12 protein-coding genes are annotated in these 15,473 nt (G+C 61.5%); 1 reads left to right on the top strand and 11 read right to left on the bottom strand.

All coding sequences use genetic code 11. The features are described from left to right. Positions 1–35: 35 nt before the first annotated feature. From B9Z48_RS17795 to B9Z48_RS17745, 11 genes are all read right to left on the bottom strand, one after another. Positions 36–473, bottom strand: a complete 438-nt coding sequence (locus B9Z48_RS17795; protein ID WP_108380161.1) for a hypothetical protein — start codon at positions 471–473, stop codon at positions 36–38. Next, a complete protein-coding gene (locus B9Z48_RS17790; protein ID WP_199233546.1) occupies positions 470–1,036 on the bottom strand; it encodes an RNA polymerase sigma factor in 567 nt (188 codons plus the stop codon). The genes B9Z48_RS17795 and B9Z48_RS17790 overlap by 4 nt, the downstream gene beginning before the upstream one ends. A 2-nt stretch (positions 1,037–1,038) precedes the next feature. Continuing rightward, positions 1,039–1,500: a DUF6249 domain-containing protein gene (locus B9Z48_RS17785; RefSeq protein WP_108380160.1), complete on the bottom strand. Its 462-nt coding sequence runs from the start codon at positions 1,498–1,500 to the stop codon at positions 1,039–1,041. A 79-nt stretch (positions 1,501–1,579) separates the two neighbouring features. Beyond that, entirely contained in the window at positions 1,580–3,166 is a 1,587-nt protein-coding gene (locus B9Z48_RS17780; protein ID WP_108380159.1) for a glycoside hydrolase family 13 protein, read from the bottom strand. Between the two features lie 7 nt (positions 3,167–3,173). Further along, complete coding sequence (locus B9Z48_RS17775; RefSeq protein ID WP_108380158.1) at positions 3,174–4,904, bottom strand: alpha-glucosidase; 1,731 nt, start codon at positions 4,902–4,904, stop codon at positions 3,174–3,176. Between the two features lie 35 nt (positions 4,905–4,939). Next, positions 4,940–6,073 carry an ABC transporter ATP-binding protein gene (locus B9Z48_RS17770; RefSeq protein WP_108380157.1) on the bottom strand — a complete coding sequence of 378 codons (1,134 nt, stop codon included), beginning with the start codon at positions 6,071–6,073 and terminating at the stop codon, positions 4,940–4,942. Positions 6,074–6,134: 61 nt separating this feature from the next. Then, positions 6,135–7,775: an alpha-glucosidase family protein gene (locus B9Z48_RS17765; protein ID WP_108380156.1), complete on the bottom strand. Its 1,641-nt coding sequence runs from the start codon at positions 7,773–7,775 to the stop codon at positions 6,135–6,137. A gap of 21 nt (positions 7,776–7,796) precedes the next feature. After that, positions 7,797–8,633 (bottom strand): carbohydrate ABC transporter permease, encoded by an 837-nt coding sequence (locus tag B9Z48_RS17760; protein WP_108380155.1) that lies wholly within the window; start codon positions 8,631–8,633, stop codon positions 7,797–7,799. Then, positions 8,630–9,544 (bottom strand): carbohydrate ABC transporter permease, encoded by a 915-nt coding sequence (locus B9Z48_RS17755; RefSeq protein WP_108380154.1) that lies wholly within the window; start codon positions 9,542–9,544, stop codon positions 8,630–8,632. The genes B9Z48_RS17760 and B9Z48_RS17755 overlap by 4 nt, the downstream gene beginning before the upstream one ends. Before the next feature lie 6 nt (positions 9,545–9,550). After that, on the bottom strand, positions 9,551–10,816 hold the full coding sequence (locus tag B9Z48_RS17750) for an ABC transporter substrate-binding protein (protein ID WP_108380153.1): 1,266 nt from the start codon (positions 10,814–10,816) through the stop codon (positions 9,551–9,553). Between the two features lie 5 nt (positions 10,817–10,821). Further along, positions 10,822–13,653 (bottom strand): alpha-1,6-glucosidase domain-containing protein, encoded by a 2,832-nt coding sequence (locus B9Z48_RS17745; RefSeq protein ID WP_108380189.1) that lies wholly within the window; start codon positions 13,651–13,653, stop codon positions 10,822–10,824. Between the two features lie 165 nt (positions 13,654–13,818). On the opposite strand from B9Z48_RS17745, the gene B9Z48_RS17740 reads away from it, so the two are divergent. Then, the gene (locus B9Z48_RS17740) at positions 13,819–15,471 is read left to right on the top strand and encodes an alpha-amylase family glycosyl hydrolase (RefSeq protein ID WP_108380152.1); all 1,653 of its coding nucleotides are present in this window, start codon (positions 13,819–13,821) and stop codon (positions 15,469–15,471) included. Positions 15,472–15,473 lie beyond the last annotated feature (2 nt).

Genomic DNA, 15,473 nt, shown 5'->3' with positions numbered 1-15,473 from the left:
TTTGCGATCAGCAAAGGGTCAATCTGAATTGGCGCTTAGATAAGAAATTTGGTTGAGTCGATTTCAAGGACCATAGCCTCTTCAGGCATATTCAGCAATTTAAGTGCCCCATAAACCATCATTCCCAGACCCAGAGCCAAGCTCCACAGATTGTGGTCATACCACGCTAACATGTTCATAGGGGCTTGAGCAACCTGCAGCCAGGCTTGCACGCCAGCAGGTGCGGATAAGAATATAAAAACAACCACCAGCATCTGAAACCCGAGCAACAAACCACGCTCTTGGTTCAAGGCGGTATGGACCTTGGGTATGCAGGGCTTAACGTGGGCAGCGAGCGGCACATCCAGACGGGCCAAGACTTGCGCCACAAAAGCCGCGTCCTGTTGTGGGCTTGGGTTTCCATACGCGTCCTGCAACAACAAAGGCGTCAGCCAGTCATCGGCATGCGAGGTGTCAGCGGTGGTTTTGTTCATGGTGACTCCTGAGTGTCTGTGGGCTTCCATGCGGCCAGCAACGTTTGCAGTTTGGCGCGCCCGCGCAAGACATGGCTTTTGACGGTGCCCAAAGGCAAGTCCAAAACTTGCGCCGCCTCAGCATGGCTCAAGCCACCGTGGTAACAGTACACGATGGCGGCGTTTTCCAAAGGGTGCAATTGTGCCAAGGCCTTCTCCAAGTCTAGGCGCAAATCGTGGGCCGAGTGCGTGGCTTCGATGGCCTGATGCTCGGGAGATGCGGTGTTGGCGTGCTCATCGGCCCAGCGCCTTTGGTGCTGCAAAAATTCGAGGTAAGCAATGCGGTGCAGCCAAGTGCTCCACTGCGCCCCGTGCCGGAACGTGGGCAAGGCCCGCCAAGCTTTGATGAAAGTTTCTTGCGCCAACTCATCGGCCAGGGCCCGCTGGCCCCGGGTGAGCTTGCGCAGCACCGCACGCACACGCCCCTGGTGAAGGGCCACCAGCTGCCCGAAGGCCTGTGGATCGCGATGGTGCTGCGCCAAGCGCAGCCACTCGCGCTCCTGCGCCAAAGAGGGGGCGGACACACTCAGTCCGTCTCGCCACGCGCCAGTGCCTGTTCATGCCGCAGCTGCCGAGATTCGGCCACCCAAAGAAACAGCCAGCCCAAGCCCAGGATGAAGGGCAACAAGCCCCAGGCCCAGCCATGGAAACCGTTGAACTCGCCGTTGTCGAGGTTGACCCAATACACCACCAAGCCCAGCCCCAAGCCCGAACACATGGCCAACACCGCCTTGCGCAGCAAGCTGGCCACGCGCTCGGCTTTTTGCTCTGGTGTGGGGGTAGTCAAGGCGGCGCTGGGCGGCTCTTGTTGCAACAATTCAGGCGGAATGGGCTGCCCCAATTGCGCAAAGTGGCGAAGGGTCTCGTGCATCAGCTGGGCCTTGCGGCTTTGCAGCACAAAGCGAAAAACAATGTAAGCAATCGGGATAAGCAAAGCCAGCAGCGGAATCGCCAAAGCCAAGATCGGGGGCCAGAAGTTTTTGTCCATGTCGTTCTCCGAGTTGAAAACCACTTAGATGCAATCTGCATTCCGATTGGATTCACATGAGCCTGACATTTTGCAAACTTCACCGCACCCGCTTGTACCGACTGTACCCACCCAAATCGCGTTCCACGGGTTGCAGCACCATCACGCTTTGTGCGGGGACGGTGACGGTGATCAGGCCGGGGCCCATGGTGGTCACGGCTTGGGTGGGGTCGTCGGCCAGCAGGTTCACCAGGGGGGTGTCGTCCATCAGGGCGGCATTGGCCACCATGATTTTTTCGGTCACGGGTGTGTGGCTCGGGTTGGCCAGCACGATGCGCGTGTCCAGTGCTTTGTCGGTGTGGCGTTCAAAGGCGAACAGGCGCTCAGCCTCGATGCGGCGGTAGTCGCCCACGCGCAGGGCGCGGTGCCCTTGTTGCAGGGCAATCAGCCGTTTCATCCAGACCAGTTCGGCTTGGTCGGGCTGCACTTGGTCCCAGCGCATGGGGCCTCGGTTTTCCGGGTCGCCGCCGCCGGTCATGCCGACTTCGCTGCCGTAATACACATTGGGCGAGCCCGGCAGGGTGAATTGCAGCGCTTGCACCAACCGGCGCAGGCGCGTGTCGGGCAGTTGGGTGTGGATGCGGGGGATGTCGTGGTTGTCGATCACGTTCCAAGACTTGAGCAGCGGCTCGATGCCGGCGTCACGCACCAGGCGTTCGGTCATGCGGGTGGCGGCGGACGTGCTCAGTTCGCCTTGGGCCAGGCCGAGGATGATTTGCCGCAGCGTGAAGTTCATCACCCCGTCCATCGATTGCAGCCATTGGTCGGGGTAGTTGACGATCTCGCCCACGATGAGCGCGTCTTTTTTCTCTTGGCGGGCTGCATGGCGCAGGTCTTGCAGGTAACGGTGGCCCAACTCAAACGCCGTGTCCAGACGCCAGCCGTCGGCCCCGTCGCGCAGGTAGCCGCGCAGCACCGAGTCGGGCGCTTCATACAGGTACTGGCGCACGGGCGGGTGTTCCAGGTTGAGTTCGGGCAGGTTTTGGTAACCGGTCCAGACCCGTGCCCCGCCTTTGTATTGCGGGCCAATGGCAAACCAGTGGCGCCAAGGGCTGCTCGGCTTGGCCATGGCTTCTTTGAAGGCCGGGCTGTTGCGGCCCATGTGGTTGAACACACCGTCCAGCACCACCTTCATGCCGCGCTGGTGCGCTTCGCGGGCAAATTGTTTGAAGTCTTCGCGGGTGCCGAATTCGGGGGAGATGGCCTTGAAGTCGAGGGCGTCGTATTTGTGGTTGGTCCAGGCCAGGTGGATGGGGTTGAGGTAGACCGCCGTGGCCCCGAGTTGCTGCACATGGTCCAGCCGCGAGCGGGCGCTTTGCAGGTCGCCGCCCCAAAAGGCCAGCTCCTGGCTGTTGAGTTTCTGATCGGGCAGATCCACACCGCGCCGCGGCACTTCGTGCCAGTCGTGCAGCACTTTGGGTGCCGGGTAGAGGTGCTTTTTGGCGGCCAGATTGGCCGAGGGCACAAAGCGGTCCACCAAGATTTGGTAGACCACAGCGCCATTGCGCCAGTCTTTTTCTCGGGCATCGTAGACCGAGCTTGCTGAAATGGCCTGAGCGGACAGCAGGGTGAGGGGGGCAAGACCCAGCCAGAGTGCGGTGCGTTGCCAACGGCGGTGGTGTGTCATGGAGGACTCAAGCGTTGTGTGTTAAAGCTGCACCGGGCAGCAGGTAAGCCCGGGCTTCCCAGGCGGCCAGGGTGTCGGGGGCCATGGGCCATTCTTCAAAGGGCAGGTTGCCGATCAGGGGGGTGGCTGTGCGCAGATCGGGCAGTTCCGTCAGCGGCAGGCGCTGGAACTGGCCGCTGAAATTGCACAGCGCCACCACGCTGTGTTGTTCGTCCGAGCGCAGGTAGGCAAACACATGGGGGTGTGCGGGCAGCAGCAGTGTGTAGCGGCCATGCACCAGCACGGGCCATTGCTTGCGCAGGGCCAACAGTTGGCGGTAGTGGTGAAACACCGAGTCGGGCTGGGCCAGCGCCGCCTCGGCGTTGATGTGGTCGTGGTTTTTGTGCACCGCCAGCCATGGGGTGCCGGTGGTGAAGCCGCCATGGGCCTGTGCGGTCCACTGCATGGGGGTGCGGGCGTTGTCGCGGCCTTTGGCGTGGATGCTGCGCAGCACTTTGTCGGGGGACTGGCCTTTTTCTTGGGTGGCCACGCGGTACATGTTGCGGGTTTCGATGTCTTGGTAGTTCGTGATGTCGGGCCAGGCCACATTGGTCATGCCCAGTTCTTCGCCTTGGTAGACATAGGGCGTGCCTTGCATCAAGTGCAGGCAAGTGGCCAGCATTTTGGCCGAGCGTTCGCGGTATTGGGGGCCGTCGTCGCCCAAGCGTGAGACGATGCGCGGTTGGTCGTGGTTGTTCCAGTACAGGCTGTTCCAGCCTCGGCCATGCAGGCCGTTTTGCCAGCGGCTCAGGCTGGCTTTGAGGTCGGGCAAGTGCAGGGCTTTGAGCGCCCATTTGCCTTTGCCCGCTTGGCTGTCCAGGTCCATGTGTTCAAACTGGAACACCATGTTCAAGGCCCCGGTGTCGGGGTGGGTGATCTCGGCGGCTTCTTCCACGGTGGCGCAGGGTGATTCGCCCACGGTGAGGCTGTTGTAATGGTCCAGCACTTCGCGGCGCATCTCGCGCATGAACTCGACAAAGCGCGGGCCGTGTTTGACCATCTCGAAGGCGGGCTGCAAAAACCCCCGCTGCACCACGGGCGCATCGGGCAGGCAGCCGTCCGCACGCCAGGGCTTGGAGATCAGGTTGATCACGTCCATGCGAAAACCGTGCACGCCTTTTTTAAACCAAAAGTGCATCAGGTCATAGACCTCGGCACGCACTTTGGGGTTCTCCCAGTTCAGGTCGGGCTGTTTGGGCGAGAACATGTGCAGGTAATACTCACCGGTGGCCTCGTTCAAGCTCCAGGCCGGGCCGCTGAAAGCCGACTCCCAGTTGGTGGGCGCGCGGCCTTCCACGGGTTCTTGCCAGATGTAGTAATCGTGGTACGGGTTGTCACGCGAAGACCGCGCCTGGCGAAACCATTCGTGCTCGTCTGAGGTGTGGTTGACCACCAAGTCCATCATGAGGGCCATGCCTCGCTCGCTCATGCCTGCCAGCATGGCATCAAAGTCGGCCATGGTGCCAAACTCGCCCATGATGGCGCGGTAGTCGCTGATGTCGTAGCCGTTGTCGTCGTTGGGCGACTCGTACACCGGCGAGAGCCAGACCACGTCCACGCCCAGCGTTTTCAGATGGTCCAGCTTGCTCGTGATGCCCGGGATGTCGCCGATGCCGTCACCGTTGCTGTCACAAAAGCTGCGGGGGTAGATTTGGTAGACGGCGCTGCTTTTCCACCAGGCTTGATCGGATGAGTTCATGACGGGGGCCAATACGCAATGAAAAAAGCAGGGGCTTATTCGGGCAGTTCCACGGGGCGGTGGCAGGCGATGCCTTGGCGGTCAAACAGGTGCAGCTGATCGGGCATCAGGCGCAGCGTGAGGGCCGAGCCCGCGGCCAGCGCGGCGCTGCCCTCGACCTTGACGGTGGCCATGGGTTGGCCCGGGATTTGCACATACAGCAGCGACGCATCGCCCAGGCGTTCGATGTGTTGCAAGCTGGCGGTCACGGCGGTGCCTGCACCTTCGGCACCCAAAGGAATGTGCTCGGGGCGAATGCCCACTTGCACCGCTTCACCGGCTTTTAAATGGCGGGCGTCCACCGCCACCGTGAGCGTGTGGCCGCCCACGTCCACCGTGGCGTGTGTGGCCTCGGCACTTTGCAGCGTGCCTTTGAGCAGGTTCATCTTGGGCGAGCCGATGAATTCGGCCACGAACAGGCTGGCCGGGCGGTGGTACAGGTTCATGGGCGAGCCCACCTGCGCCACGCTGCCGCGCTCCTGGATCAGTGCACCGGTGTGCAGCAGCACGATTTTGTTGGCCAGGGTCATGGCCTCGACCTGGTCGTGCGTCACATAGATCATGCTGGCTGAGCCCATGTCTTTGTGCAGCTTGGCGATCTCCAGCCGGGTCTGCACGCGCAAAGCCGCATCCAAGTTGGACAGGGGTTCGTCAAACAAAAACACCTTGGGTTGCTTGACGATGGCGCGGCCAATCGCCACGCGCTGGCGCTGCCCGCCCGACAGGGCTTTGGGCAGGCGGTCCAGCAGCGGGGTCAGCTGCAAAATGTCTGCGGCCTCTTTCACCTTGCGGTCGATCTCGGCTTTGTTCGAGCCCAACACGCGCAGACCAAAGGCCATGTTTTCACCCACGGTCATGTGCGGGTAAAGCGCGTAACTCTGGAACACCATGGCCACGCCGCGCTTGGCGGGGGGCAGGTCGTTCACGCGTTGGTCGCCGATCAGCAAATCGCCGGCGCTGATGTCTTCCAGACCGGCCACCATGCGCAGCAGGGTGGATTTGCCGCAGCCCGAGGGGCCAACAAAGACACAAAATTCGCCGTGCTCGATGGTCAGGTTGGCGTTGTGGATGGTCATCGGCAAATGCGGTGCGTAGCGCTTGCAGATGTTCTTGAATTCGATGCGAGACATGGGGTGTACTCCAGCGCGGTGTAGGTTTCGGTGGGGCCGGTTCGGGCCTATTCAGGCCTATTCAGGCCAATTGAACGATGAGGCCACCAAAGGGCTCAAAGGCCAAAGCGTGGCCCGACAAGCAGCCGCCACTCAGGCCGGGCAGCGTTATGGTGTGTAGTGCCTGCATGTCGGACGGCAGGGGCAGGCTGGCCGCTTGCGCGCTGAAGTTGAAAGCGCACAGCACGCGTTGGCCCTCGTGCTCGCGCACAAAGGCCATGACCTGCGGGTGCACGGGCAGCAATGCTTGTTCGCCGTGGATGAGGGCGGGTTGTGTGCGACGCCACTGCAGCAGTTGGCGATAAAAGTTCAGGTGCGACGCCGCATCGCGCTCTTGCACATCGGCGGCCAGTGGGCGGTAGGCCTCGGTGTAGGGCAGCCAGGCTTTGGTCTTGCCATCGCCAAAGCCGATGTCAGCCGCTTGGCTCACCCAGGGCATGGGCGTGCGGCAGCCGTCGCGGCCTTTGTATTCGGGCCACATGGCGATGCCGGGCGGGTCTTGCAGGTCTTCAAAGGCGATGTCGGCCTCGGGCAGGCCGAGTTCGTCGCCCTGGTACAGGCAGGGCGAGCCGCGCAGGCACATCTGAAAAGCGGCGGCCAAGCGCAGTTTTTGCAAGTTGCGCTCGGGGCCGCCCCAGCGCGAGCCGACCCGCTCCACATCGTGGTTGGCCAGCGCCCAGGACGGCCAGCCGCCTTGGCTCTTGTCGGCGAATTTTTGCATCAGGCCGTGCAGATAAGGCGCGCTCGAATCTTTGCCCAGCAAGTCAAAGCTGTAGGCCATGTGCAGCTTGTCACCGTCGCTGGTGTAGGCGGCCATGGTGGCAATGCTGTCGTCGGTGCCGATCTCGCCGACCATGGTGGTGTTGGGGTACTGGTCGACCAAGGCGCGCAGTTTCTTGAAAAATTCAAGGTTCTCGGGGCGCTCTTTGTCGTACACATGCCACTGCCAGCCGTAGGGGTTGACGTCGGACACGGTGTTGTCGCCCTCCTTGGCCCCGCCCCGGCCCGGGTTGTTGCGCAGTTCCTTGTCGTGGAAGTAGAACGGTGCGGTGTCCAAGCGGTAGCCGTCCACACCCAGTTCGAGCCAGAATTTGACGGTGCCCAAAATGGCCTCGACCACTTCGGGGTTGTGGAAGTTCAGGTCAGGTTGGCTGCTCAAAAAATTGTGCAGGTAGTACTGCTTGCGGCGGGTGTCCCATTGCCAGGAGCTGCCACCGAACACACTCAGCCAGTTGTTGGGCGGGGTGCCATCGTCCTTGGCATCGGCCCACACATACCAGTCGGCTTTGGGGTTGGTTTTGGAGGCGCGACTTTCCTCAAACCAGGGGTGCTGGTCCGAGGTGTGCGAGAGCACCTGGTCGATCACGACCTTCAGCCCCTTGGCGTGTGCGCTTTGCACCAAGGTGCGGAAATCGTCCAGCGTGCCAAACAGCGGATCGACGTCGCAGTAGTCGCTCACGTCGTAGCCGAAGTCCTTCATCGGGCTTTTGAAAAATGGCGAGAGCCAGATCGCGTCCACGCCCAGGCTGGCCACATAGTCCAGCTTGGCGGTGATGCCCGGCAAGTCGCCCACGCCGTCGCTGTTGCTGTCGGCAAAAGAGCGGGGATAGATTTGGTAAATGACGCCACCGCGCCACCAGTGGTTGTTGGGTGCTTTGTTCATGGTGTTTGCAATCGAAAAAGTTCAACCTTTGACCGCGCCCGCCGTCAGGCCCGACACGATGCGTTTTTGGAAAACGAAGACCAAGAGCAGCAGCGGCACGGTGACGATCACCGAACCGGCCATGATGGTGCCCCAGGGAATTTCAAACGCCGTGGCCCCCGCGATCAGCGAGATGGCCACCGGCACGGTGCGCTCGGTGTCGCTCACCACAAAGGTCAGCGCAAACATGAATTCGTTCCAAGCCCCGATGAAGGCCAGCAGCCCGGTGGACACCAGCGCGGGCCACAAAAGCGGCATGAAGACTTGGAAGATGATGCGGATCGGACCGCACCCGTCCATGATGGCGGCTTCTTCGAGTTCGCCGGGCAGCTCGCGCATGAAGGTGGTGAGAATCCACACGGTGAAGGGCAGCGTAAAGATGGTGTAGGGCAGCACCAGGCCCAGAGCCTTGTTGTACAGGCCCAGCGACTGGATCAGCTCGAACATGCCCGAAAGTACCGCCACCTGCGGAAACATGGACACGCCCAAAATGCAGACCAAAAGCAGGCCCTTGCCCTTGAAACGGATGCGGCCCAGCGCATAAGCGGCGGTCACGCCCATCAGCATGGCAAAGCCCACGGTGAGCACCGCCACCATGATCGAGTTGAGCAGGCTTTTGCCAAAGGGCTGCACGCCTTCAAACAAGGCCACGTAGTTGCGCAAGTCGGCGTTGCTGGGGATCAGCTGCGAATTGAACAGGGCGGTGCCGGTTTTGAGCGAGGTCGAAATGGCGTAGATGAAGGGGTAGACCGACAAGACCACCACGATGGCGGAGATCAGGTACAGCAGGGCTGTGGCCAGTTTGGAGCGGTGGTTCATTGGGCGTTCTCGGCAAGTTTCACGCGGGCCAAGCGCAGGAAAAGGATGGCGGTCAGCATGATGATGAGGAACAGCGAGGTTGACGCCGCTGAGCCAAAACCCATGTTGCCGTACTCCACCATTTCGCGGCGCACAAAGCCGGACATGCTGATGGTGGTGCTGCCATTGGCGGTCAGCACATAAATCAGGTCAAACACCCGCAGCGAGTCAAGCAGGCGAAACACAATGGCCACCAAAAGTGGCTGCCGGATCAGGGGCAGTGTGATCTTCCAGAACACGCGCAGCGGGTGCACGCCGTCCACGCGGGCGGCTTCGTAGCAGTCCTTGGGCACGGTTTGCAGCGCGGCCAAAATCAACAAGGCCATGAAGGGTGTGGTCTTCCACACATCGACCATGACCACCGTCCACAGCGCGTAGCTGGGCTCGGCGGTCCAAGCTATTTTTTGGCTGATCAGCCCGGCGTCCAGCAGCAGGGTGTTGATCACACCAAACTGGTCGTTGAGCATCCAGCCCCACATTTTGGCCGACACGATGGTCGGGATGGCCCAAGGCACCAGCACGGCGGTGCGCACAAAGGCGCGGCCCTTGAACTCTTGGTTGAGCAGCAGCGCCAAACCCAAACCCGTCAGGGTTTCGAGGATGACCGAGACCACCGCAAAGCTGAAGGTGTTGCGGATCGACACGCCCCAGTCCCCAGCCCAAAAACCTTCTTCGTCGTTGGGGTTGAAGAACAGGCCGTATTCACCGAAGTAGTTTTCCAGGCCCACAAACTGGCCTGCGGCGATGTCGTTGATGTTGGTGTCGGTGAAACTGAACCAAATGGAGCGGGCCAAGGGCCACACTGCCACGATCAGCATGAGCACGATCATGGGGGTGAGGAAAAGCCAGGCGGTGCGGATTCTGGAGTTCATGGGGGCTTACCAGTGTTTGCGGCGGATTTGTTTGAGGCGGGATTCAAGTTTTTTGACCGCCTCTTCGCCAGTGGCGCGTTGGGACATGACCTCGTGCGCCGCGTTGTAAAAACTTTGGCTGACCTGCGGGTACTTCAGGCCGGTGGCGGTGGTGGGGCGGGCCACGCTGTTGGCAAACACATCGGCCAAACTCGACATGAAATCGTTGGCGGTGATGATGTCTTTGTCTTGGTACAGCGCAGGCAGCGTGGGGTTGAAGGAGCCGCCCATGGCGCGGGCTTTTTGCACCTGGGCGCTGGTCATGTACATCACCAAGTCAGCGGCAATGGCGGCGTTTTTGCTGTACTTGGACACACCCAAGTGCCAGCCACCCAAGGTGGCGGCGCTGGGGGTGCCTGGCAGTTTGGCAATGCCCACCTTGCCCTTGACCAAGCTGTCGTCCTTTTGCAGCAAGGACCAGGCATAAGGCCAGTTGCGCATGAACAAGGCGTTGGCGTTTTGGAACACGCCCCGTGCCTCTTCTTCTTCGTAGTTGAGCACGCCCACGGGCGAGATGGTGCCAATCCAGCGGGCGGCGCGGTTCAGGGCTTGTGCAGCCTGTGCGTTGTTGATGGTGATCTGGCCTTGCGCATCGACCACGGTGCCGCCGCCGCTGCCGCTGACCCATTCGAGCGCGTTGCAGGTCAGGCCTTCATAGGCCTTGGCCTGGAACACAAAGCCATGAAAATCATTGTCGCCTTTGGCGCGTTCCCCGGCTTGCACTTTTTGCGCGGCGGCGGTGAGCTCTTCCCAAGTGGTGGGCACGGGCAGTTTGTACTTGGCCAGCAAGTCTTTTCGGTAGTACAGCAGGCCCGCATCGGTGTACCACGGCATGGCCAGCAGACGCCCGCCCACCGTGTTGTTGGTCACGATGGCGGGGAAGTGCTGGTTTTCTAGCCCTTTGCTGAAGGGCTTGAGGTCTTGCAGGTGGTCTTTGAGGATGCCCGGCCAGGCGGTGTCGATTTGCAGTACATCGATGTCCCCAGACTTGGCCGCAAAGAGCTGGCGGTAGAGCGCCAGTTTTTCAGTGGGGCTGGTGGGCGGCGAAAAGTTCTTGATGGTGTGGCCGGTTTTGGTGGCCCAAGCTTGGGCGTGTTTCAGGCAGAACTCCACATCGCTGCCGCTGGGGCCGCAGGTGATGGTGACCTCTACGGCCTGAGCGGCGGTGCCCAGGCCCAAGGCCAGGCCCATGCCCAACATCCAGCGGTGCAGGTTTGGAAGAGGTGGTTTCATCGCAGTCATTTTGGGGAATCCATGGGCTTGGTGTCAGACGTGCTGGCAGGCAAAACATAAACCAGAGCGGTGCGCGCAGGCACCTCAAAGCGTCCTGTGGCCGCGTCGTGGCGGGCCAGCTGTGCTGGCCGTGTGTCGGCGGCGGCCGGGTCCCGGTGCACCGGGTGCAGTTGCAAGGCTTTGCCCTGCAGCGCCGCATCGCTCAGGCTGTGGGGGCGGGCGTCGACATTGAGCAGCAGCACCATCTCGTCAAAGCGGGCTCCGCGCAGGCCTCGGCCATCCAGGTGCGCGGCGATCACGGCCGGGTTTTGTGTGGGACCGACGTTGAAAAAGCGCAGGCGCTGGTGGATGTCGGCCGCCGTGGGCATGCGCAGCAGCGTGCTGCTGGCGCGGATTTTCAGCAGGTCGCGAAACGCATCACGCGCAAAAGCGATGTCGGCAGGGGCCGCTTGCAGCGCCGGGTCTGGCAGCAGATCACACATCAGGGGGTACAGGTGCCCGTTGTCTTGTTGGGGCGGCAAGCCTGTGCCGAAGTGGTTGGTTTGGTAGGTCCAGTCCAAGCGGTTGAACCAGTCGCCCGAGTCGTAGCTGTTGCCGTCAAGCGACTTGGAGCGCAGGATGTCTTGCCCCGCATGAAAGTAGGCCACGCCTTGGCTGAAGGCCACCAGGGCCGCGCCCAGCACTTGCACCCGGGCGCGTTCTGCTGCGCTGGTGGTACGGGGCAGTTTGAAGGCCAAGCTGTCCCAGAGCGTCAGGTTGTCGTGGTTTTCGGTGTAGTTCACCACTTCGCTGGGTTCTTGCACATAGCCCGTGGGCTGAGTGCCGTAGGGGATGTCCTGCAAAGCGCGTGGCTCACCGGTGGCGGTGGTCATGCGGTAAGTGCGCAGTGATCCTGCCAAACCGGCACGCACTTGGTCGGCCACTTTCATCAGGTCTTGTGGACTTTGTCCAGCACGGGCCAGGGCGTTGGGCTGCAGCACCAAGCCGCTGATGTAGCCTTGGTCGGCCTGAATGCGCTCGGGGGTGTCGCTGGCGCTGCCGCCACGCACGGCGTCGCGCAATCGGTCATTGAAGGTGCCGATGCCCGTGCCGTTCAAGGACATTTGCGAGGCCTGCACAAAACGTGCTCCATTGGCCACTTCGCCAAAGTTCCAGCCTTCGCCAATGAAGTCGATGCGCCGTCCCAAGGCCTTCTCAATGCGCTGTTGCATGCGCATCATGGCCTTTTTGGGTTGGTGCCCCATCAGGTCAAATCGGAAGGAGTCCATTTTGTAGTGGCGCGCCCAGAGCAGCACCGAGTCGGACATCAGCTTTTCCATCATGACGTGTTCGGTGGCGGTGTTGTCGCAGCAGGTGGAGCGCTCGACCACGCCCTGGTCATTGAGTCGCTGGTAGTACCCGGGCACGATGCGGTCGAGTACCGATTGCGCGTGCTGACCCGAGGCTGAAGTGTGGTTGTAGACCATGTCCATGCCCACGCGCAGCCCCGCGCGGTGCAGGGCTTGCACCATCTGGCGCAACTCGATCACGCGGCGCGTGCCGTCTTGTGCATCGCTGGCATAACTCCCCTCGGGCGCATTGAAATGGAAAGGGTCGTAGCCCCAGTTGAAGCAGTCTTGTGCGGCCACGGCTTTCACGGCGGCTTGTTGGCTGTCGCTGTTGGCGCTGCCCGAGGGCTGTGGGCTCAGGCACGAGGTTTCGGGCACGCTGGCCAGGTCAAACACGGGCAGCAAATGCACATCGGTCAGGCCAGCACGGGCCAAGGCTTTGAGGTGCTGCATGCCCCGCGACTGACCATGGGTGAAAGCCAGGTACTTGCCACGGTCGGCCACGGGCACCGAGTCGTCGCTGATTGAAAAGTCCCGCACATGCAATTCGTAGATCACCATGTCGGTGGCTTGGCGGACGGTGGCCGGGGGCGTGTCACGCATCCAGTTCGCAGGCTGCAAGGCCGGGTCGTTCAGGTCCAAAATCTGGCTGCGCAGGGAGTTGGCACTCAAACTGACGGCGTAAGGGTCGGTGACGAGGTTGCGCACCAAACCCACACCGGGCACATGCACGGTCACGGCAAAACGGTAATACGCGCCAGTGGCTTTGGCGGGCAGCGTGGCCGACCAGGTGCCGCTGGTGGCGTCGCGCTGCAACACTTGCATTTGGCTGGCAGGTGTTGTGGCCCCGGGGTACAGGCACAGCTGCACCTGTTGCGCGGTGGGAGCCCACAGGGCCAACTTCACTTGTTGGCCGTGAAAGCTGGGACCCAAGTGCACAGCTTGTGCGCTGGGCGCAAAAAGCGCATCGAGCGCGCCTGCGGCCTGCACGCGTGTGGCGGCCACCACCCGGCCTTGTGCGTCTTCTTCAACCAGCACGTTTTGTTGGGTGTGCAGGTCGCGCTGCGTGGCACCAGGCAAAGGGGGCATCTGCAGCAACACACCTGGTTTGAGGAAGTCAAAGCGTTGGCGCAGAGCTGGCGATAGAGGACCAGGGGAAATGCGCAGGGGCCAGCGCTGCTCAACCCCTTCGGCGGGGCGGCCAAGCTGCACTTGCAAACGGCTTTTTGGCGAAGCCAGTAGGCTGAAACGGTGGCCATTGGTCAGGGCGGTGTGAGTGGGCCACTGCAGCAGTACACCGTGCAGCCAGTGCGCCTGTGCGGGCAGTGCCTGTGGGTTGGCCTGCAGCACCGTGCTGGGGTCCGTGCTGTTGCACAGGTCTGCCACCGGTGCGGCGAGCGAGGGTTGTGCGGCGTGTGCCGACACCTTGGCAAGCGGGACGAGCAGGCACGCGCCCGCGCACACCGAGGTGAACCATCGAAAAGCCGAACGGGTCAATAAACTGGTCATGCGCAAAGGAAGTGGGTCACAGACAAGTTGATTATCGTAATAAAACTACATAAAGTCAGGCTTTTTGACATCTATTTAGGGTAATTACTTAGCAGTGATGGGGCTGGAGTGGGGAGAATCTGTAACTTTCCTACATTTCGGCGGCCTGTTGATTTGAGATATCCCATGACAAAAACACTTCGCGCATTCAGCCTGAAAGGGCTTGGGTTTGTGGCCCTCGTTGTGCTGTTGGCGGCCTGTGGTGGTGGAGGCGGGGTGGTGCCAAGTGCGTCTGTGAACCTGGAGTCGGGCACAGGCCGCAATTTGGCGGTGCCCGATGTGGGCGCTGTGCAGGCCCAAGGGGGGGCCAGCTCGCTGCCCGATGGCTGGATGAACGGTGCCTTCATGCAAATTTATGTGCGGGGCTACAAAGACAGCGATGGCGACGGTAAAGGCGACCTCAAGGGCTTGATCTCGCAGCTGGACTATTTGCAAGATTTGGGTGTTCAGGGTCTGTGGCTGATGCCCGTGACCCAGAGCGAAGATCACGACCACGGTTATGCGGTCACGCATTACCGCAGCATTGACGCCGATTACGGCAGCTTGGCCGACATGAGCCAACTGCTGACGCAAGCCCACCAGCGTGGCATGGGGGTGATCCTGGACCATGTGATCAACCATGCCAGCAGCCAGCATCCCTTGTTTTTGAATGCCGCCTCGGCCAAACGCAACCCGCAGCGCCCCTATTTTGTCTGGCAGGACACGGCACCTTCGGGCTGGCGTGTGTGGGGGCAAAACCCTTGGTACAGCAGCGGCAACGGTGTTTACTACGCACCCTTTTGGTCCGGCATGCCCGACTTCAACTGGAAAAACGAGCAGGTCACGACCTTTCACCATGACAATCTGCGCTTTTGGTTGAACCTGGGGGTGGACGGGTTCCGTTTTGATGCGGTGGGCAATTTGGTCGAAAACGGCCCCACGGCCTGGGAGAGTCAACCCGAGAACCACCGCATCATGGGGCAGGTTCAGGCGCTGTTGAACAGTTACGACAAGCGTTTCATGGTGTGTGAAGCGCCTGCGGCCCCCCAGGCTTTTGCGGCCACGACCTCGTGTGGCCGCGCCTTTGCTTTTGACCTCAAGGACCACATCCTGCGTGCAGTTCGGGGGGACAGCGCGGCCATCGCCTCGCTCAACCAGTACTTTCTCACGGCACCGCCCGGCATGGCCACGTTTTTGGCCAATCACGACAGCTTTGCGGGTGAGCGCGTGTGGAACCAGTTGTCGGGCAACTTGGCGCAGTACAAGCTGGCCGCTGCCAGTTATCTGCTCTTGCCGGGCACGCCCTTCATTTATTACGGCGAAGAAATCGGCATGGCCAATGGCTCGGGCCTGTCTGGGGACTGGGCCTTGCGCACGCCCATGAGCTGGACGGGGCAGGTCAGCGGCTTCACATCGGGCGTGCCGTTTCGCGCCGCGTCGGCCAACATTGCGGTCAACCATGTGCAAGCCCAACACGGGGTCGAGGGCAGTTTGCACAGTTTTTACAAAACCCTGATCGGCCTGCGTCAACGCTTGCCTTCTTTGGCTCGGGGCGACTACAGCGCGGCTTGGGCACATGGGACGCTCATGGGTTTTCAGCGCAACTGGGGCAGCGAGCGCACCCTGGTGCTTTACAACTACGGGCTGATGGCGCAGCCCGTCACCCTGAATGCGCTGGGTGCCGCGACCCGGTGGGTCGCTGAGTACCCGTCAGCGCCTGAGCTGGTGGCCGGTCTGGATGGCACAGCCACCCTGAGCCAGCCACCCCAATCGGTCACCGTGTACCGACAACACCACTGAGC

It is taken from the genome of Limnohabitans sp. WS1 (genome assembly GCF_003063265.1).
Lineage (GTDB): Bacteria > Pseudomonadota > Gammaproteobacteria > Burkholderiales > Burkholderiaceae_C > Limnohabitans_A.
Note: the sequence above shows the minus strand (reverse complement) of the source record. Positions and strands in the feature narration are given on the sequence as shown.

Coding starts and splice junctions, on each gene's coding strand:
- B9Z48_RS17795 (WP_108380161.1), bottom strand. CDS start 473: ATGAACAAAACCACCGCTGACACCTCGCATGCCGATGACTGGCTGACG.
- B9Z48_RS17785 (WP_108380160.1), bottom strand. CDS start 1,500: ATGGACAAAAACTTCTGGCCCCCGATCTTGGCTTTGGCGATTCCGCTG.
- B9Z48_RS17780 (WP_108380159.1), bottom strand. CDS start 3,166: ATGACACACCACCGCCGTTGGCAACGCACCGCACTCTGGCTGGGTCTT.
- B9Z48_RS17775 (WP_108380158.1), bottom strand. CDS start 4,904: ATGAACTCATCCGATCAAGCCTGGTGGAAAAGCAGCGCCGTCTACCAA.
- B9Z48_RS17770 (WP_108380157.1), bottom strand. CDS start 6,073: ATGTCTCGCATCGAATTCAAGAACATCTGCAAGCGCTACGCACCGCAT.
- B9Z48_RS17765 (WP_108380156.1), bottom strand. CDS start 7,775: ATGAACAAAGCACCCAACAACCACTGGTGGCGCGGTGGCGTCATTTAC.
- B9Z48_RS17760 (WP_108380155.1), bottom strand. CDS start 8,633: ATGAACCACCGCTCCAAACTGGCCACAGCCCTGCTGTACCTGATCTCC.
- B9Z48_RS17755 (WP_108380154.1), bottom strand. CDS start 9,544: ATGAACTCCAGAATCCGCACCGCCTGGCTTTTCCTCACCCCCATGATC.
- B9Z48_RS17750 (WP_108380153.1), bottom strand. CDS start 10,816: ATGAAACCACCTCTTCCAAACCTGCACCGCTGGATGTTGGGCATGGGC.
- B9Z48_RS17745 (WP_108380189.1), bottom strand. CDS start 13,653: ATGACCAGTTTATTGACCCGTTCGGCTTTTCGATGGTTCACCTCGGTG.
- B9Z48_RS17740 (WP_108380152.1), top strand. CDS start 13,819: ATGACAAAAACACTTCGCGCATTCAGCCTGAAAGGGCTTGGGTTTGTG.